The sequence below is a fragment of the Acinetobacter sp. ABJ_C4_1 genome (assembly GCF_044538495.1).
GTDB classification, from domain to species: domain Bacteria; phylum Pseudomonadota; class Gammaproteobacteria; order Pseudomonadales; family Moraxellaceae; genus Acinetobacter; species Acinetobacter nosocomialis_A.
Genome location: NZ_JBIUCQ010000005.1, coordinates 195,886 through 214,843, shown reverse-complemented (window position 1 = coordinate 214,843; position 18,958 = coordinate 195,886). Strand labels below are relative to the sequence as shown.

The following is an 18,958-nucleotide window of genomic DNA, read 5'->3' as shown; positions in this document are numbered from 1 at the left end:
AAAAGCCGATGAAACATCGGCTTTTTTTATTTTATGCAGTCTTTGCCCGTGGGCTTGCTCCAATTTGCCAGACAAATGGTAAATCCGTACGGTTTACTTCCCAATCCCCAATTACTTTTTCTTTGTAAATAAGCGGATTATGTGAAGACACTGTCCGAGCATTACGCCAAAAACGGTCAAGTTGTTTCACTTGGCTGCTCGCCGATGCCCCTAAAGCATTAAATAACTGGCTTGTTAAATCGAGTACTAGATTAGAAATCACCACCTGCCCTTGTGCCGACTCAAGCTCGGCATCTACATTGAATTGATGCTCTTTCACTTCGGATTCGGCAAAATGGCTTTCATAGGCTTTTTGCAGTGCCTCAGCGGTTTTTAACGTAATTGCTTCACTTGCATACGCTTGAGCTGAGGCTTTGCCGACCACTTGTAAAACTTGTGGGTCGTGACGAACCAAGTCACCATTACCATGACTAAAAATACGTTTACGTTCACGAATTTCCTGACTAAACGTCTCAACCGCGGCACGCGCAATACCCGTTAAAGTTGCAAGATGCACCACCTGATAAAAAGCGGTCTGATATTTAAAACGTTGGTCAAATGGAATAAGGTGTGAAGCTGGCAAATGAACCTGATGTACTTTTAAAGTACCACTGCCCGTTGTCTTTTGGCCAAAACCATCCCAGTCATCAATCACGCTCACCCCTGTTTCAAGGCGGTAAATAGCAGCAATCACATGACGGTCATTTACTTCATCGTAAGCAAATAAATCAATCCAGTCTGCAAAGATACTACCGGTTGAATAGTACTTTTCACCATTTACCACCAAGTTACCCGAAGCGTCTTTGGTGACACGAGTAACGACATCGCCGATCTGTACGTTTCCAACTTCTGTCCATGCATTCCCGACTAAATCACCTTGTACAAAGCGCTGAAACCAGACTTCCTGAGAATGTTCTTTATGAGCAACCAAGCGATCTTCAACAAATGCAAAATGACCTCGTAGAGCTTGCACAATATTGGAGTCAGCTTCTGCTAACTCTGCCAAAAGCTGGAACAGTTGAGGTAATGAAACCCCATCTCCACCATATTTACGGGGTATTCGTACAGCGCCCAACTTGGCTTCTTTTAACCACTGAATCGGTTCAAAAGGCAAGATTCGCTCTTTTTCCCGTTGAATTGCGCCTTGAGCAATTTTTTCAAAAATGGGACGGAATCTGTTTGCAACCTTTTCGTAATCAGCACCGACCGACAGTTCTTCTAATTCAATTTGAGCTGTTGTCATCGTTATTCTCCTAATTTTGTTTTTTCTTTCAATTTAGCTCCATGCATGACGAGGTGGCTGAACTCCATTGAGATAATAGTTACCAACAATGTGATATTTCCAACGCACAGGGTCATGCAAAGTGTGGGTACGGGCATTGCGCCAGTGACGGTCAAGGTTGAGTTCAGATAAAGTAGAACGTGTACCCGACAACTCAAAAAGTTTATTGGCTGCCAAAATAGCAATTTCTGTGGTGAGTACTTTTGCCTCGGCAACTAATAGGGTGGCTTGGTTTACATGTTCTTCGGTGGTGTTGGCAATGGCCTGATCAATTGCATCTCCAGCCAAATCCAATACCGCTTCTGCTGCACGCAGTTTGATTTTTAGGTCACCAATATTTGCAATGGTGTAAGGGTCATCACTGGCTTTTTCCAGACCTGAATCAATCCATGCACGGCTATGGTTTTTGACATATTGAATCGTTTCTTCAATTGCACCACGTGCAATACCGGCATCGACCGCAGCCTGAATAAACTGAGAAATAGCACCTGCTGGTGTTGGGCGCTCAAATGCTTGGTAAATTGGAACTAGATATTCTTCACGTACTGGCACCTGATTCAGCTCTACCGTGCCGCTAGCTGTAGTACGTTGTCCAAAACCAGACCAGTCATTAATAATATTGACCCCAGATGTTTCACGTGGCACAAGTGCAGCATAAGGTTGCCCTAGTTCATTTACAGCAACAATTGGAATCCAATGTGCGAGCAAGGCACCCGTTGCAAAGAATTTCTTGCCGTTAATTTCATAACCGTGCTCGGTCTTTCTTAATGTGGTAGTGAGGTCTGCTACTGTCTTACTGTGTTTTTCGGAAAATGCATTCCCAAAACGAATTCCTCTTAACACCAAGTTAAAGAAGAACTGTTGCTGTTCAGGTTTCGCATCTAGTCTTAAATGTTCAATAAAAGCCAAGTGGTTTTGAGGCAACTGAGCAAGAGAAGGGTCAACACTCGCAATTGTTTTGATCACTTCCGCTAAAGTTCGATACTTGACTTGCGCCCCACCAAATTGCTTAGGTACTGTAATGGCCCATAGACCACTTTGTGAGAACTGTTGAATTTCATTTAAGGGTAAACGACGTTCTCTGTCTCGATCAGATGCTTCTTGTGCAAACTCTTGAGCAAGTTGCTTGGCAATCTCAATTGCTTCTTCATCAGAACGAATAATATGTGCATCTTTCGACTGCTCAAACACAGATAAAGGAACCGCTTGAGAGCGCCCATAGGACGAATTTAGACTGGTCATAACTTTTATTGTCTCTATTTCTTATTTAACATGTCCTTCACCTTAGCACTAAAAAAACAGTGACTTTATAGATATTAAAGCTTTGTTTATGAAATGAATTTTGAAAAGCTTTTCACATTTTTTACTTTAAAAATAACATTTTGTTTTTCGAAAATTTTCTTACATGCGATAAACAATTTCATATAGGCTTTTTAAGTTTTGTCACCTATGATCAAAACTAGACAATATTATGTTGTAGTCAACGAGGTATCGAAGATATGGCAAAGAATGCAAGTTCACCTGGCAAACGATTTATGAAACTTGCAGGAATGACCGCGAGCATTGCAACAAAAACCGTTTCTAACTCGATTCGAAACCTGACTGCGGATGAAGAACAGAAACTGGCTGCAAAAACTAAATTGTTTCAAGATATCGGTCTACAGATTGCAGACACCTTAGGAGAAATGAAAGGTGCTGTCATGAAAGTTGGGCAAATTGCATCGCAATATAAAGATATCTTCCCACCCGAAGTTGCAAAAGCAATATCAAAACTACAACGCCAAGCTCCAGCTATGCCTTTTTCTGCGATTCAGCAACAAGTTGAACGTGAGCTTGGAAAACCCCTCAACGCTGCCTTTAAATCTTTTGATGAGCAGCCTTTTGCCGCTGCATCAATTGGACAAGTTCACAAAGCAGTTTTGCCAAATGGCCAACAAGTTGTGGTTAAGGTTCAATACCCTGGTGTTGATGAAGCCTGCGAAAGTGACTTAAAACAAGTACGTTTAGCACTTCGTTTAATGGGTGTTCTTAAAATTGATAAAAAGCTACAAGATCAGCTTTTTGCAGAGATTCAAGATAGTCTATCAGCAGAGCTTAACTATGAAATCGAAGCTCAAAATCTTGAAGTCTTTAAAACTTTTCATAGTAAATTAGACGACAAAATTATTATCCCGACTGTTTATAAAGATTACTCTTCAAGACGTATTTTAACCTTAAGCCTTGAACAAGGTGACAGCATTGAAACTGCTAGTTCTTGGCCTATCGAAATTCGAAACACAATTGGCCGTCGTCTAATCCGCGCTTTAGGTCAAGAAATGTTCTTTTTAAAACGTTTCCACTGTGACCCTCACCCAGGTAACTTTGCCTTCCGCCAAGATGGCAGTGTGATTATTTATGACTATGGCAGTGTTAAAACACTTTCCAATGAAATTGTGTATAGTTTCAAACGACTGGTGAATGCAGCTCGCCATGAAGATATCGATTTAATTGAAACAGAATTACTCGAACTACATTCACTAGCAGAAAAAGGTAAATTCCCGAGCGATCTTTATAAACTCTGGATTGAAGTGTTATTGCGCCCGCTTACCACAACCTATGATTTTGCAGAGAACTCATCACATCATGATGGCATGCTACTCGTGAAGAAATCTTTAAAATATTGGGATGTCTTTAAGCCTTCACCAGATACATTAATGGTCAATAGAACCATTTCAGGACACTACTGGAACCTCATTCACTTAAAAGTGCATGACAATCTTAACGATCTATTTGAAGAGCTTGTACCACTTTCTAACTAACTTAATTTACTTATCAATGTAGCCTTTTTAGGGTTACATTGACTTATTTAGTGTTATGTTATAACATTTCTTTAATCAAAAATAATTTAGGACAATCTCTCATGCGTAAAGATATTCATCCTGCTTACCAACAAGTGTTATTTCATGACACCAATGCAGACGTATACTTCTTAATTGGTAGTACTATTCAGACGAAACAAACCAAAGAATATCAAGGACAAGTCTATCCTTATGTGACTCTTGATATTTCAAGTGCTTCACATCCTTTCTATACAGGTGAAGTACGTCAAGCGAGTAATGAAGGCCGCGTGGCAAGCTTTAACAAACGCTTCGGTCGCTTCAATCGTAAGAGTTAATCTTGCGTTAAGATTTAACCAATACACTTAAATCATTGGAAGCCTAAGACTATCTCCTCCACTTAGGCTTCTTTTTTTATGTGGATTTTTTCTATACTTCTTTCAGTTGTGTATAAACTAAAACTTATCCACATCTTGTCTAAAAAATATTCTCAATTTTCCAAATATCCCATCATTTTTTTATAGCTCCCAAGCTTTCAAAGCGTGTATTCGATGCTATGCTTAAGCCCCATTTGATAGGAAGTTTAAGATTATGGCACAAGAGTTACTTGCCCAATTACAAGCAGGCACAGCAAAATTTTCAGACGTTTTAGCTCATATTGAAGCACGTTACCAACATACTCCAACGGCTTTTCAAAATGGTGCACAGCATAACGCTGCGACTGAAAATCAAGGCAGTGCAAAAGTTTTCTCTTTTGCCAAGTTACAAGGTTTAGACCAAGCTCAAACTTTAAGTTTATTTGCAGAACACTATGCATCTGTATTAGCTACGCCTGAGGGCACTGACCATCAAAATATTCGTCAGTTTATGCAAAATGGTTGGGATGGTGTGAAGTTTGAAGGTCAGGCTTTGGCTGAAAAAGCTTAATCATTTTTTAGCACAGCCTCAAATTATGAGATTTTCTAAAGCCTGTTAATAGGCAATGCCTCACTTTTGAGGGCAAAAGTGACAAAACCCTTTGTTCCGCTGATGCTACATCCATGTAGCACAGCGAAACGACGGCATCCATGCCGTCTGTCACGATAGTAAATGATTAATTATTAATTAAATTATTTGATTAATCTCTTATATTCGATACTCGGGAAGTCATCAACAGCCTGACTCAAATCAGCCATATAATGTTTTTGCAACATATTTGATAATTGTAAACAGATAACAGGTTCTGTTGATGAAAATGGTTTTGCCTACTTTTGCCAAAACAAAAGTAGGTCGAGCCGACGGCTAATCCAGATATAAAACTTTATTGAAAAGACTCAGCGGTAAACATTTCAACCAAAACAAACACTCAATGTCCCGCTACCCAATAATAAGTCGCCAACCCCAAACACGTAAAAATTAAAGAGCCAATTAAATGAATAGAAATTGCCAACATTGCCATTCCCAACTTACCACTTTGCAATAAAGTCACAATCTCAATCGAGAACGTTGAAAATGTAGTTAAAGCACCACAAAAACCAGTAATCACAAAAAGCTTATAGTTTGGACTTAAATCACTATGAGCAAAATAAGCCATCGCAAAACCAATAATAAAACCACCGACTAAATTAACCGTGACAGTACCCAATGGAATTTGCGGATAAATTGGGTTGAGTTTTAAACCTAAAAACCAACGCAACCATGCCCCTAACACTGAACCTACGGCAATTGAAAGTAAAGGATAATACATAGAACCACCCCTTTAGTAAGATGCTAAAAGAGCAAATAAAAATGCTGGGAAAAGTGACATGGCGTACTCCAAAAATAAGCAGAGTACGCAATAACCTACGTACCCAGCGATATAAATACATGAGGGTAACGTAGGCATCATTAGCCAATACGGCGGTTTTTCAAGGGAGGAATGCCATCTCCCCGTTTTAAGTATATTAAATCATCTAAAATTTGATTAAAACATACTTTTTAAATCATGGACGTTCATCGTATTGTGGTAAATCGTCACAAATGCTTTCCCACTCTGCTTTTGAAGCAGCAAAAATATGCATTGTCGGCTTCTGGTCTAATGGTGTATCGAGTGACCCAATTCTTACACGATATAGTTCAGGCTGGGCATCACGCGAGCTAATAAGCGGTGAACCACATTCGCTACAAAACCAGCGATACACACCATTCACAGCAAATTTTTTGACAAGGTCTTCACCTTGGGTAATTTTAAAATCTGTACTTTTAACAGGAGCATTGGTGGCAAATGCTGTTCCATTGGATTTTCGGCATCGTTGGCAGTGACACTGAATAATATCTCCGATATCGCCCTTAATTTCATAGCGAATACCCTGACATAAACAACTTCCTTGATAAACTGATGATGCTTGAGACATGTTCTCATAAATCCTATTATTATTGATCGCTCAAAAATAACACTTTTCACATATCAAACATAGTACCGAATTTGCCGTTATTTCTCTAAGAATGAATGCACACCTTCACCAGCCGCTCGTCCTGTAGCAAAACATGCTGTAAGCAAATAGCCGCCTGTAGGAGCATCCCAATCCAGCATTTCACCACAACAAAAAACACCTGAGGTTTGTCTAAGCTCTAAGCTTTCAGTTAATGCATTCTGCTTAACACCACCAGCACAGCTAATTGCTTCCTCAATAGGTCTAAAGCCATCTAGCTTAATTTGAAGTGCTTTAATTTGCTGTGCTATAGCCTCTGGTTGGCTCCATAGCGCTTTATCAACCACTTCTCTAATTAAGTTAATTTTGGCCGTGTCTAAGCCTGCTTTACGCCAAATATTAGTGAGCGATTGTTTTTTACTAACCTGCAATTTTTTAACTAACTGCGTAAGTTCTACATCGGGCAATAAATCCAAAAATAGATTTAAGCTTTTCCCTTGTTTTTGTTGTTCTCTTAAAGCTCGTCCAAGTTTATAAATGACACCACTTTCTAAACCATAGTAAGTAATCACAATATCGCCATGAGTAACTTGGCTAGGCTCAACCCACGCATTGATACGCTTTAAAGGTTCACCAAAACAGCTTTCCATAAAAGCTGACCAAGTGTGCAATACTCCTGCATTACTTGCTTGAAAAGGTTCAATAGTGGATTGATCCACCCATTGCTGCCATGCACCATCACTACCTAATTGTGACCACGACACCGCACCGCAAGCCAACACGACTGCATCGTATTGCTGAGTAAAAGTCTCGCTGCTTTGATTATTTTGGTTTTCTAAAGTCACGGTTGTACCTTGCAAATTAATACAACGATGACGATAAAAGAATTTAACCTGCTGTTCTGCTAAACGTTTTAACCAAGCACGCAGTAAAGGAGCAGCTTTCATTTCGACAGGGAAAATACGACCGGAACTACCCACATACGAGTCTATTCCTAGACTTTTCATCCAGTTCTGAATCCAGACTGCATCCCATTTTTCAACCCACGGTTTGAGCCATTCTGCATGGTCATAACGTTCAATGAACTGGGCTAATGGTTCAGCATGCGAAATATTTAAGCCCGTTTTGCCTGCCATCAAAAACTTACGCGCAGCCGAAGGTTTTTGCTCAAACACATCAATTTCATAATCATACTGGCTCAGTACCTCAGCTGCCATTAAACCAGCCGGACCAGCACCGATAATGGCAATGCGCTTACTCGCCATGTGTTTGCCCTTGCAGTGGCGCAAACTCATCAAATCGAGTTTTATAACCATCAGGCTTGGTCATAATGAGCTGCTGACAAAGCTCGCCACGCTCTAAATATTTAATTTCAAAATGAGTGCGCGCAGAGGTTTGCACAATTTTTTCTTTTTGGTAAGGCAGCTTCCACACATTTAATAACTGTTGTTCAGCTTCTTCAATATATTCAGGAATATTACTTGCTAAAGTAATGGTTCCACCTGTTTTCAGACGTGATAACAGGAACTCAAAAAATGGCATATTCAACCAGCGTTGTGCTGGATTATGCGGTTCTGGGTTTGGATAAAGAATAAAGAAATGTTCAACTTGAGCAGGGTGTAAAGCATGTACCACCCACGGCAAAGCATCTGCATGTACAGGTACCAGATTATCTCTTGGTTCCAAACCATGCTGCTTTTGCATTGCCAAGAATTTTTCGCGGGTTCGTTCAATCGCATATAACGTGTGCTGTGGATTTTGCCCACTAAATAGCAAAGCATGTTTACCTTTGCCCGCCCCAATTTCTACACAAATTGGAGTATTTTCAATTGAGGTAAAATCACGAGGCGCTTGCATACGTTGTGCTTGAAATTGACGAATCTGCATAATCACATCAAACTAAATAAAAATCGGCACAAGTCTAACAAGTCACCTGACTTTTGCCTAATCTATTTCTCTTCACTTTGAGGATATCGCTTTATGCCACGTACATTCCCCTGCCCACGTTGTGGTGAACCAAGTGTTTGGGAAGGCAATGAATTTCGTCCATTTTGTTCTGAACGTTGTAAACTCATTGATTTAGGCGCTTGGGCAAACGATGAATATAGACTGCCTACCCAAGATGCTCCTCAGCAAAACAAGGGTAGTCAGCATGAAGATGATTATGAGGATTAACCCGCTTTACCTGCGACAAACGGGTTAAATTTTTTTTCATAGCCAATGGTACTCATTGGACCATGACCTGAAATAAATTGAGTTTGATCTGGCAAGCTAAAGCATTCACGTTGAATCGATTCAATGAGTTGCTCATGGTTCCCACGTGGAAAGTCTGTTCTTCCTATTGAGCCTTTAAACAGGACATCGCCAGTCCAGAGTAAGCCATGATTCTTGTTATAGAACATGACATGCCCTGGTGTATGTCCTGGTGCAAAACGCACCTCAAACTCATCTTCACCTAGTTTTAGCACTTCGCCGCCTTCAAGCCATTGATCAACTTTTACTGGCTGTGGAATTGGAAAGCCATAACGTGCTGAAACTTCCTGAATCATATCTAGCCAGAACTGATCTTCTTTATGCGGACCAACAACAGGAACACTCCATTCTTGTGCGAGTTCACCTACTGCCCCTGCGTGATCTAAATGCCCATGAGTGAGCCATAGTGCCTTTACTTTTAAACCTAAAGCTTCTACTTCTTTCTTCAAAACAGCAGCGTCACCGCCTGCATCAATCAAAACTGCTTCTTTTGTTTCACTGTCCCAAACTAAAGAACAATTTTGAGCAAAAGCGGTAACTGGAACAATTTTGACTTGCAGCATAAGAACCTCTGGCTAAAACGCAATTAACGGTGGGCTAAGGTATGGGTAAGGGCATCAAGATTAGCCTGAACTAAACCTGCAAGCAAATCAATATGAGCCTGATCACTATTTAAAGCGGGAATGTAAGCATAGCTTCCGCCACCTGCTTGTTGAAATAGTTCAGCATTTTGAATCGCTAACTCTTCAAGCGTTTCTAAACAGTCGGCAGAAAAAGCAGGACTTAAAACCTGAACTGACTTAACACCTTGCTTTGCCCAATCTTGTAAAAGCTGGTCGGTATAAGGTTTCACCCATTCTTGTTTTCCAAAACGTGATTGGAAGCTAATTGCCCATTCATCCTCTTTTAAATGCAAAGCTTCAGCGACTAACTTTGCAGTAATGCGACAACGGTCTGCATAGGGATCACCTTTATCTGCATAAGGCTGTGGAATACCATGAAATGACATCAGCAATTTCTCAGGCTTACCATGCTGTGCTTGATAAGCTAAAACACTTTCTGCCAGTGCTTGAATAAACATGGGGTGCTGGTAGTAGTCTTTAATAATGGTCAAACCCGGCAAATTGCGCTGAGTAGGAATCCACTTAGCAAATGCATCGTATAACGGTGCTGTCGACGTCGCAGAATACTGAGGAAATAAAGGCAATAAAATGACATGCTCTTGTGGATGAGCTGCCAATTTTTCTAAAACTTTATCAATACCTGGATTACCATAAGTCATTGCTGGTAATACAGTTAAATCAAATTGTTTATTTTCACGTTCTAAATAAGCCTGCACACGTTTTGTTTGCTCAAACACAATTTCACGCATTGGCGAATCGGTAGACCATACCGAAGCATAGGCATGCGCTACTCTTTTTGGACGAAAAGGCAAAACAAACAGATTCAAAATAATCCACCAAATGAATTTTGGAATTTCAATCACACGTGGATCAGATAAAAACTGCTTTAAAAAACGGCGCACCGCTGGGACAGTTGCCTCATCCGGTGTGCCTAAATTCGCTAAAATGACAGTAACTTTCGGTTTTTGTTCAAACGACATGCGCAAATGCCTTTCAGTTCATCTTATGACACTAATGTAACAGTTTTCATGGTCATATCTAAATTGAATTGCTCTAAGCTTTTAATCGAGTCACCCGATGATTCCATTTATAACTCAGCAAGAGCTTTTGCGCTTTTGTCGTCACCTTCCATAAGTTATGTTGTTGATCAGTCTTGGTTGGAACAATCCAGCCTTGTGATTGCATTTGATTTTTAATGCGGAATAGCGCCTTATGATTAATCTGTGCACCAGCCACCGCATGTGCTCTTGGCAGCTCCTGACGAGCATCCTCTAGTCCCGCATGATTGAGATACTCATTAAGACAAGTTCCAAAGTTTTCTTCTGGCATGGCTGTTTCAAAATGTTTAGCCAAAATACTTAAAAGTTGTGACCAAGTCATTTGTCTCTGGCGCTTCAGCTCTTTAAAGTTACCATCTTGAAAAGCTTGAATCTGATATTCAAACGCAAAAACATCTTGCGGAGCCACTTCATTAGTTTGAGTTGATGACTCTGTGAGTTGTTGCTCTAACTGTAATACTTTATTTTTTAACCGATTAATTTCATCTTCTAACTGATGCGCTTGACGTGCAGGAACCCAGCCCTGTCCCACATGTTGTTCAACCATTAAAGGTATATTTAAACGGACAGCTAGCTCTAAATCACGTGGGCTTTTAAAGTAAAATACGTGGTGAGCTTCATGTAATAATTTTTTTCTAAATGCAAGAAATTTTTCTTTAAGCTGCGGATGCGCCTCTTGTAAATGCATATCCCTGCTTTCAGGTTGTTCATGCATAAATACCACAATAGGTTTAGCTCGACTTAAAGCATATTCATACTCTAAAGCAAAGTAACTAGCGCCAGAAATAGATTGTTCACCATACTGGCTACCTAACAGTAAAACAACATAATCCGATTCATCAATTTGCCGACGGGCAAGTGTTGTAGTTAAAGGACTTCTATACTCTAAACCCCAAGCAAAAAAACCCATACTGACTAAAGTTTGAGAGAGAACCATACGTTCAGGTTGCATCTCGCGACCTGACGTTGAAATAAAAATCTGATAGCGTGTATCGAGCATAACAATACCCTTACCCTTATCGCCCCATAATCTTAATATGGCCTAAATAAGCCAAGACTATGAACCGCCCCAAATAAGAAAAAATAAATATAAAAAAACGCTTTCTTCTGAATGCCTACAACAGAGCTTAACTCAGATTGTGCAGCGTCCATGTCAATTCTTGTGGAATCATATTCTGTAAAACAGGTTGCAATGCATCAGCATTATTACCACTTACATAACATTCAATACGTGCAACATTCTGACGTATTTGGTCACATAATAACTCATTTTTTATTAAAATACGGGCTGTTTGTCGGGCAACTGCTAATCCCGAATCAACCAGTGTGAATTGGTTATCAAAAAGATGATGAATTGCTTCATTTAAGAACGGATAATGCGTACAACCGAGCACTAAATAGTCAGCCCCTTGATCGGCTGCAGGCTGTAAAACCTCTTTTAATGCATTCAAACAAACAGGACTCATTTGCTGCCCTGCTTCGACACAAGGAACAAGTTCCAGATTAGTTAAAGTCATGACCTTAACACCCGCTGGAACAGCAAATTTTTCCACAACATCTTTAATGAGTTGCCCACGAAAAGTAGCAGGCGTTGCCAATACTGCAACTACTTTAGAACGGGTTTGTAATACGGCAGGTTTTAATGCTGGTACTAAACCAACAATTGGAAAGTGCTCGCCATAATGTTCACGTAAATGGTCAAGACTAAATGCAGAGGCAGTGTTACATGCTACCACCGCAATTTTACAGCCTTGACGATATAGCCAATCAACAGCTCGGGCTGTGAGTTCTCTGATTTCGTCATCAGAACGCGGGCCATAAGGAACATAGGCCGTATCGGCATAATAGACAATACGTTCGTTTGGCAAATATCTGGCAATTTCCGCTGCAACCGACATTCCTCCAATACCTGAATCAAAAATACCAATAGGGGCATCTGCTGATGCTTTAGGCATAGATTCTAATTCAGTAAATAAAGGCTGTATGGCTGTCATGGGAGTACTAGAGTGTCGCAAAATTTCACTCTATAAAGCTTAAACCTCAAGTGCCTAATTGCAAGTGCAAATTACCACTTTTTAACTGCAAAATGGTTTCACCTTTATCATTTTCGGTCAGTGTTCCATAGTTCACGAGATGATAAAAAGCTTGGCGTTGAATAAGCGCATTAATACCAAATCGGACATGCACATAAGGGCGTAATTCGCCTGCATATTCGCGCATAAAAATCGGGTGTTCTGCATCAACCAAAATCACATCTTGATTGGTCGTCGTCAGTTGTAAAAACTGATCACCTGAAATTTCAACCTGATCCACCTGATTGACCAATAAAGGTTCATCTTCAACTTCGATTTCAATTTGTTCTACAGGGGTTTTCAGGTAGAATTTACCCTCTTCTTTCCATAGGACTTTGGTAAACAAATCCAATAGGGCTTGGCGCTTGATTAATTGACCTTCGTGCCACCATTCTCCATTGGCTTTAACCGTTAAATCCATTTTACCGCAATGCTTTGGATGCCATTGCTCTAAAGGTGGGATTGACCTTTTGTGACTTTGCTGTACATCTTTTAAGTATTGTGCAATGTTCATTAAGTTTTTATCATCAGATAACGGTATTTTTCCCATATCCGATGGGGAATTATTTTGATTTACCATAGTTTATGCCTTGCTGACGAGAAAATATGACGACTCAGCCAATTGGCTAGATCATGGTTTAAAACTATACTAGCCAAAACGATAAAAGGCACAATAGCATATTTGCGCCTATGGATTAAAACTCACGGCAGCACCGGATGATCTGACATTACGGTTGCCACCTTTAAGTATTGAGGAGTCCTACATGGAACACATCGAACGCGAATCGATGGAGTTTGACGTTGTCATCGTAGGTGCAGGACCTGCAGGTCTATCTGCTGCGATTAAGATCCGTCAATTAGCGATTGAGAATAACTTACCCGATCTTTCAGTTTGTGTAGTTGAAAAAGGCTCTGAAGTAGGTGCGCATATCTTATCTGGTGCTGTACTTGAACCGCGTGCTATTAATGAACTTTTCCCGAACTGGAAAGAAGAAGGCGCGCCTCTTAACGTACCTGTAACTGAAGACAAGACATTCTTCTTACTTTCAGAAACCACGTCTAAAGAAGCACCACATTGGATGGTTCCTAAAACCATGCATAATGACGGTAACTATGTTATTTCATTAGGTAACGTGGTTCGTTGGTTAGGTCAAAAAGCTGAAGAATTAGAAGTTTCTATCTTCCCTGGCTTTGCTGCATCTGAAGTGCTTTACCATGAAGACGGTACTGTAAAAGGTATTCAAACTGGTGACATGGGTATTGGTAAAGATGGCGAACCAACGCATAACTTTACTCCGGGTTATGAGCTTCACGCTAAATACACTCTCTTTGCTGAAGGTTGCCGTGGTCACTTAGGTAAACGCCTCATTGCAAAATATAACCTTGATAAAGATGCTGACCCTCAGCATTACGGTATCGGGATTAAAGAACTATGGGAAATTGACCCAGCAAAACATAAGCCGGGCTTAGTGATGCATGGCGCTGGTTGGCCATTGGCTGAAACTGGTTCTTCTGGTGGTTGGTGGTTATACCACGCTGAAAACAACCAAGTGACTTTGGGTATGATCGTGGACTTGTCTTATGAAAATCCACACATGTATCCATTCATGGAAATGCAGCGCTGGAAAACTCACCCACTGATTAAACAGTATTTAGAAGGTGGTAAGCGTATTTCTTACGGCGCACGTGCTGTAGTGAAAGGCGGTTTCAACTCATTGCCTAAATTGACTTTCCCAGGTGGTTGCTTAATTGGTGATGATGCAGGCTTCTTAAACTTTGCAAAAATCAAAGGCTCACACACTGCCATGAAATCAGGCATGTTATGTGGTGAAGCTGTATTTGAAGCGATTGCTGCTGGTGTAGAAAAAGGCGGTGACCTTGCGATTGCTCGTGTTACTGAAGGCGAAGATTTATTCGTTAAAGAATTGACTTCATACACTGACAAATTTAACAACAGCTGGTTAAAAGAAGAGCTTTATAATTCTCGTAACTTTGGCCCAGCAATGCATAAATTTGGTCAATGGATGGGTGGTGCATTTAACTTTATCGACCAAAATGTCTTTAAAGTACCATTCACTTTACATGACTTGAAGCAAGACTTTGCAGTATTAAAAACTGTTGATGCAACCAACTTTAAGCCAAACTATCCAAAACCAGATGGCAAGCTTACATTTGACCGTTTATCTTCGGTGTTTATCTCAAACACTGTACATGAAGAAAACCAGCCAGCTCACTTGAAGCTTACTGATCCTTCAATTCCAGTGAACGTAAACTTACCAAAATGGGATGAGCCTGCACAGCGCTACTGTCCTGCTGGTGTTTATGAAATCATGGAAAATGATGATGGTTCTAAACGCTTCCAGATTAACGCAGCAAACTGTGTTCACTGTAAGACTTGTGACATTAAAGACCCATCTCAAAACATCACATGGGTAACGCCTGAAGGCGGCGGTGGTCCAAACTATCCAAATATGTAATTCCTTAAAAAACTCCCCTCAAATGAGGGGAGTTTTTTTATTAGAATATCTTCGATTTTTTACCAAATACCATAACTGTTGGTCCAATGGCTGTATGTGCAGCGCCATAGTCCTGATGAATCTCAATTCGATAATCATCACATTGATAGATATATTTATTGTTCTTTTGTACCCAACCTTTTTGGGGAACCTTAAAATTTTTGAGAATTCTACTTTTAAAAAGATCTAAGTCCGTCTCATAACTTGCCATAGGGCCATCAAGAAAACTCAAACTAAATGAAGTAATCACTTCGCTATTCAGATCGTAAGCAATATGATCAATCCAAGTCACCCCTGTTTTTTTGATCTGGGCATCAACTCCATCGGCAAACTCTAAATGGTAACTATCTCCTCCTAACACCACTTGCTTTACTGAAGGGTGAAGCTTTTGAAACTCACGAATATTTTGCCCAACCTTTAAACCTGCGACATTCATAGTTTGTACAGGAATTTCACAGGATTTTGCATATGCGATTGAATTGAATAAGGCATAAATAGCAAACCCTAAGCATAGATGAGAACTTTTCATCTTTAAGTCCTGAAATGAAGTGTATTCACTGTTTTATTTTTTATTAGATTCAATAATATGGAGCTAAAGCTTTAAATATTTGCTTTAGCCCTTTTTCACCAGGTAATGAAATTCTTTATGACCATTTTCATCTAAGCGTTCTTCTTGCAAAAGCAACTCGTGACCTAAATGCATACAAAATTTAGGAATATCCCACGAAGTCGAATTGTCTGTTGCGAAGACCTCAACCACGTCTCCAGATTTAGATTTACGAATGGCTTGATGCAACATCATGACAGGTTCCGGACAACGTAAACCACGTGTATTGAGTTGTACAGTAGGTGAAATAGGTTGTTCTGACATAACAAACTCGAACAAATAGAATTTTCACATTTTAGCATAAACCGATCACGGACTTATGAACTGTAACTGGTGTTTACATAACAATATGTGTTTTGTCTTTTACTTTGTTTTATAGATGCATAAGGGCCTTTTCTTCGGTATGATCAATGTATTCATTTGATACATTGAGTCTTTAGGAAAGATCATGCAAGAGGAACCGAGTCCGTCGTGGGGAATGCGAGGCTTACGAAAGTGGTTAGGTACAGCGCCAGAAACCCGAGATGAATTATTAAAACTAGTCCAAAATTCACGTCGTTTTTTAGAACCTGATACTGTTGCCATGCTTGAAGGTGTTCTTGACCTTCCTGCTACAAAAATTCGTGAAGTCATGACGCCACGAACAGCAATGATCAGTATGCAAGAAGATGATCAGTTACTTGATATTCTTCATGTATTGGTTGAGTCTGCTCACTCACGTTTTCCCGTTTTCTCGGCTGACCAACCCGATAATGTTGTCGGTATATTACTGGCAAAAGATTTACTGCCATTTTTGACTGAACCAAATACCAAATTAGATATTGGCTCGCTTATGCGCCAGCCATTATTTGTGCCTGAAAGCGCACGTTCAGATCAAGTTCTTCGTATGCTCAAACACACCCAAACCCATATCGCGATTGTCATTGATGAATATGGTTCAACGGCTGGGCTTGTTACGCTTGAAGATATTCTTGAAGAGATCGTGGGTGAAATTGAAGACGAACATGATACTGCTGATGAAGATGCACAGTACATTGTTCCAGACAGCGACCATACTGTAGCGAATGCATGGATGGTGCAGGCACTTACACCAATTGAACACTTCAACACTGTTTTAGATGCTGATTTTTCTGACGATGAAGTAGAAACTGTCGGCGGTTTATTGCTTCAAGAAATTGGTTTAGTCAGTGATTTACAAGGTCAGACTGTTGAACTTGGAAAGTGGTTATTTACGATTGTTGAAGCAGATGCCCGCACTATTCATCTGATTCGAGCTGTACGTCAATGAGAGCATACTTTGAAAAGCTGTTAGATTCTTCGCAACAACAAAAACAGCTTCCTTTAATTTTTCCATTGCTCATTGCTTTATTTTCAGGTGCCGTGTTCAGCTTTGCACTGGCACCTTATTATTGGTGGTGGCTGGCAATTTTGTCTCCTGCCCTACTCTATGCGACATTGCATAAACGCTCAGCCAAACAAGCATTTGCGATTGGCTGGAGTTATGGTTTTGGTTTATGGTTTGTAGGGGCTTTCTGGCTCTATACATCTATCCATGTATATGGCGATACCAATGCCTTTTTAAGCGTATGTATGATTGCTGTTATGGCTCTTGTGATGGGCTTATTTACAGCATTTCAAACTTGGGTTTATCGACGCTTCTTCCCTGAAACACCGCTGACTTTCGCACCTCTCTGGATTATTTTTGAGTGGGCTAAAACTTGGGTATTTACAGGTTTTCCGTGGCTATTTGTAGGTTACGCTTTTACCGAACGCCTACTTGATGGCTATGCACCGCTATTTGGTATTTATGCAATTTCTTTCGTGGCAATTGTATTGGCGTGTGCTTTAGTTGAAGTTCTACGTAAGCGTATTTTCTGGGTTATTCCTTCTGCCCTATTAGTTTTAGGTGCATGGGGAGCATCATATATTCAGTTTGTACAACCTAAAGCGGCTAAACCACTTAGTGTTTCGCTTATTCAAGGTAACATTCCACAAGATTTAAAATGGCTAACCGAATATCAAGTTAGAACATTAGAAATTTACGCAGGTTTGACTCAATCTGAATGGGGCCGTGACCTCATTGTATGGCCTGAGTCTTCAATTCCACTCTTCCAAACCGATATTGAACCGTTTTTGGATGCCATGGATGCACAAGCGAAAAAGAACCATACTGCGTGGGTAACTGGCATTCCTTATTGGGATGTCGCGAAATCACATCAAGTTGGTAGTCCTCAGTATTACAACAGTATTATGGCTTCTGGTAGCGACTCAAGCGGTCTCTATAAAAAGCAGCGTCTCGTACCTTTTGGTGAATATATTCCACTTTCAGGTTTACTGTCTTGGGTTTTACCAGCCATGCAAAATGATATTAGCATGAGCGGTTTTACACGTGGCGAGAGCAACCAGAAACCACTCTTAATTAAAGGGCATGCGCTTGCTGCTGCAATTTGTTATGAAGTGGCTTATCCGAACCTGACACGACGTAATGCAGAAGATAGCGACTTCTTGGTAACTGTATCTAACGATGCTTGGTTTACCGGAACAGCTGGCCCATGGCAACATTTACAAATGGTGCAAATGCGTGCGAAAGAAAATGGGCGCTGGTTTATTCGTGCAACCAACACAGGCGTAACAGCGTTTATCGATCAAAATGGTCATATCACTGAACAAGCACCAATTGATAAAGAGTTTGTCTTGAGAGGTGATTTACCAGCCATGCAAGGCCAAACTCTCTATAACCGCTTAGGTGATTATCCAATTTTAGGATTTGCGGTATTACTGCTGGTTTTAGGTTGGATCTATCGTCCACGTAAAGTTGATGTATCTTTTAAATCACGTCGCTAAGTTATAATAGCTTTGTACCCAGAGGAACTTCAAACTCTGGGATACAAAGTGCAACATCCCCATCTGCGTTATGAAACCCTGTCACTAAGCATTCTGACTGAATAGGACCAATTTGTTTCTTAGGGAAATTCACGACAGCAACCACTAATTTACCAATCAAATCTTGTGGTTGATAAAGTTTAGTAATCTGAGCACTTGATTTACGTACCCCCAACTCTTCACCAAAATCTACATGTAAAATATAGGCAGGTTTACGCGCTTTTTCAAAAACCTCAGCTTGAATAATTTTACCAACGCGAAGTTCTACTTTTAAAAAATCATTCCACTCGATCTGTTCCACTTTATATTTCTCATATTCTTAAATCTTCAAATCAAAAATACACAATATAAAAAAATAAATTATTTATATTTAATTTGAAAATTCCATGTTAAATTAAGTCCGCTGATTCAAAAGCCGT

Annotated in this window: 21 protein-coding genes and 1 riboswitch; of the genes, 7 read left to right on the top strand and 14 right to left on the bottom strand. The window is 40.2% G+C overall.

Annotated features, from left to right (window positions below; genetic code table 11):
- Positions 1-31 precede the first annotated feature (31 nt).
- Positions 32-1,282, bottom strand: coding sequence for an acyl-CoA dehydrogenase family protein (locus ACIF8R_RS09125; protein ID WP_396480348.1), 1,251 nt, complete (start codon positions 1,280-1,282; stop codon positions 32-34).
- A 33-nt stretch (positions 1,283-1,315) separates the two neighbouring features.
- Entirely contained in the window at positions 1,316-2,563 is a 1,248-nt protein-coding gene (locus ACIF8R_RS09120; RefSeq protein WP_029423698.1) for an SfnB family sulfur acquisition oxidoreductase, read from the bottom strand.
- Positions 2,564-2,820: 257 nt separating this feature from the next.
- On the opposite strand from ACIF8R_RS09120, the gene ACIF8R_RS09115 reads away from it, so the two are divergent.
- From ACIF8R_RS09115 to ACIF8R_RS09105, 3 genes are all read left to right on the top strand, one after another.
- Positions 2,821-4,119, top strand: coding sequence for an AarF/ABC1/UbiB kinase family protein (locus ACIF8R_RS09115; protein WP_032018770.1), 1,299 nt, complete (start codon positions 2,821-2,823; stop codon positions 4,117-4,119).
- Positions 4,120-4,220: 101 nt separating this feature from the next.
- Complete coding sequence (locus tag ACIF8R_RS09110; protein ID WP_347016624.1) at positions 4,221-4,475, top strand: type B 50S ribosomal protein L31; 255 nt, start codon at positions 4,221-4,223, stop codon at positions 4,473-4,475.
- A gap of 253 nt (positions 4,476-4,728) precedes the next feature.
- On the top strand, positions 4,729-5,064 hold the full coding sequence (locus tag ACIF8R_RS09105) for a HopJ type III effector protein (protein ID WP_004794912.1): 336 nt from the start codon (positions 4,729-4,731) through the stop codon (positions 5,062-5,064).
- Positions 5,065-5,482: 418 nt separating this feature from the next.
- On the opposite strand, the gene crcB is transcribed toward ACIF8R_RS09105, so the two are convergent.
- The 4 genes from crcB to ACIF8R_RS09085 form a co-directional block, all read right to left on the bottom strand.
- A complete protein-coding gene (gene crcB, locus ACIF8R_RS09100) occupies positions 5,483-5,863 on the bottom strand; it encodes a fluoride efflux transporter CrcB (protein ID WP_151682962.1) in 381 nt (126 codons plus the stop codon).
- Positions 5,864-5,987: 124 nt separating this feature from the next.
- Positions 5,988-6,054: riboswitch (Fluoride riboswitch) on the bottom strand.
- A 44-nt stretch (positions 6,055-6,098) separates the two neighbouring features.
- Positions 6,099-6,509: a GFA family protein gene (locus ACIF8R_RS09095; protein WP_216985739.1), complete on the bottom strand. Its 411-nt coding sequence runs from the start codon at positions 6,507-6,509 to the stop codon at positions 6,099-6,101.
- A gap of 77 nt (positions 6,510-6,586) precedes the next feature.
- Positions 6,587-7,792: a TIGR03862 family flavoprotein gene (locus tag ACIF8R_RS09090; protein WP_396480345.1), complete on the bottom strand. Its 1,206-nt coding sequence runs from the start codon at positions 7,790-7,792 to the stop codon at positions 6,587-6,589.
- Complete coding sequence (locus tag ACIF8R_RS09085) at positions 7,782-8,420, bottom strand: SAM-dependent methyltransferase (RefSeq protein WP_396480343.1); 639 nt, start codon at positions 8,418-8,420, stop codon at positions 7,782-7,784. The genes ACIF8R_RS09090 and ACIF8R_RS09085 overlap by 11 nt, the downstream gene beginning before the upstream one ends.
- Positions 8,421-8,507: 87 nt before the next feature.
- Here ACIF8R_RS09085 and ACIF8R_RS09080 point away from each other — a divergent pair, with 87 nt between their 5' ends.
- Positions 8,508-8,702 (top strand): DNA gyrase inhibitor YacG, encoded by a 195-nt coding sequence (locus ACIF8R_RS09080; protein ID WP_004698974.1) that lies wholly within the window; start codon positions 8,508-8,510, stop codon positions 8,700-8,702.
- On the opposite strand, the gene ACIF8R_RS09075 is transcribed toward ACIF8R_RS09080, so the two are convergent.
- The 5 genes from ACIF8R_RS09075 to ACIF8R_RS09055 all read right to left on the bottom strand — a co-directional run bounded on the left by ACIF8R_RS09075 (position 8,699) and on the right by ACIF8R_RS09055 (position 13,113).
- Complete coding sequence (locus ACIF8R_RS09075) at positions 8,699-9,343, bottom strand: MBL fold metallo-hydrolase (RefSeq protein ID WP_019456911.1); 645 nt, start codon at positions 9,341-9,343, stop codon at positions 8,699-8,701. The genes ACIF8R_RS09080 and ACIF8R_RS09075 overlap by 4 nt on opposite strands.
- 23 nt (positions 9,344-9,366) lie before the next feature.
- Positions 9,367-10,383: a ferrochelatase gene (hemH, locus tag ACIF8R_RS09070; RefSeq protein WP_396480340.1), complete on the bottom strand. Its 1,017-nt coding sequence runs from the start codon at positions 10,381-10,383 to the stop codon at positions 9,367-9,369.
- Between the two features lie 73 nt (positions 10,384-10,456).
- Positions 10,457-11,461 (bottom strand): DUF4062 domain-containing protein, encoded by a 1,005-nt coding sequence (locus ACIF8R_RS09065; protein ID WP_396480338.1) that lies wholly within the window; start codon positions 11,459-11,461, stop codon positions 10,457-10,459.
- 127 nt (positions 11,462-11,588) lie between these two features.
- Entirely contained in the window at positions 11,589-12,455 is an 867-nt protein-coding gene (murI, locus tag ACIF8R_RS09060) for a glutamate racemase (RefSeq protein ID WP_039251168.1), read from the bottom strand.
- 46 nt (positions 12,456-12,501) lie between these two features.
- Positions 12,502-13,113 carry a DUF1285 domain-containing protein gene (locus ACIF8R_RS09055; protein ID WP_107972866.1) on the bottom strand — a complete coding sequence of 204 codons (612 nt, stop codon included), beginning with the start codon at positions 13,111-13,113 and terminating at the stop codon, positions 12,502-12,504.
- A 184-nt stretch (positions 13,114-13,297) separates the two neighbouring features.
- Here ACIF8R_RS09055 and ACIF8R_RS09050 point away from each other — a divergent pair, with 184 nt between their 5' ends.
- A complete protein-coding gene (locus ACIF8R_RS09050) occupies positions 13,298-15,010 on the top strand; it encodes a 4Fe-4S dicluster domain-containing protein (protein ID WP_396480336.1) in 1,713 nt (570 codons plus the stop codon).
- A 40-nt stretch (positions 15,011-15,050) separates the two neighbouring features.
- Here ACIF8R_RS09050 and ACIF8R_RS09045 read toward each other — a convergent pair whose 3' ends face one another.
- Together ACIF8R_RS09045 and tusA are read right to left on the bottom strand one after the other, a co-directional pair.
- The gene (locus tag ACIF8R_RS09045; RefSeq protein WP_396480334.1) at positions 15,051-15,578 is read right to left on the bottom strand and encodes a hypothetical protein; all 528 of its coding nucleotides are present in this window, start codon (positions 15,576-15,578) and stop codon (positions 15,051-15,053) included.
- Between the two features lie 84 nt (positions 15,579-15,662).
- Entirely contained in the window at positions 15,663-15,920 is a 258-nt protein-coding gene (gene tusA / locus ACIF8R_RS09040) for a sulfurtransferase TusA (protein ID WP_002053527.1), read from the bottom strand.
- A gap of 184 nt (positions 15,921-16,104) precedes the next feature.
- Between tusA and ACIF8R_RS09035 the strand changes: the two genes are divergently transcribed.
- Together ACIF8R_RS09035 and lnt are read left to right on the top strand one after the other, a co-directional pair.
- A complete protein-coding gene (locus ACIF8R_RS09035) occupies positions 16,105-16,944 on the top strand; it encodes an HlyC/CorC family transporter (protein ID WP_004883488.1) in 840 nt (279 codons plus the stop codon).
- Positions 16,941-18,500 carry an apolipoprotein N-acyltransferase gene (gene lnt, locus ACIF8R_RS09030; RefSeq protein ID WP_396480332.1) on the top strand — a complete coding sequence of 520 codons (1,560 nt, stop codon included), beginning with the start codon at positions 16,941-16,943 and terminating at the stop codon, positions 18,498-18,500. Before ACIF8R_RS09035 ends, lnt begins: the two co-directional genes overlap by 4 nt.
- A 1-nt stretch (position 18,501) precedes the next feature.
- Here the strand turns inward: lnt and ACIF8R_RS09025 are convergent, their stop codons facing one another.
- Positions 18,502-18,840 (bottom strand): tRNA-binding protein, encoded by a 339-nt coding sequence (locus ACIF8R_RS09025; RefSeq protein ID WP_000434938.1) that lies wholly within the window; start codon positions 18,838-18,840, stop codon positions 18,502-18,504.
- Between the last annotated feature and the right edge of the window lie 118 nt (positions 18,841-18,958).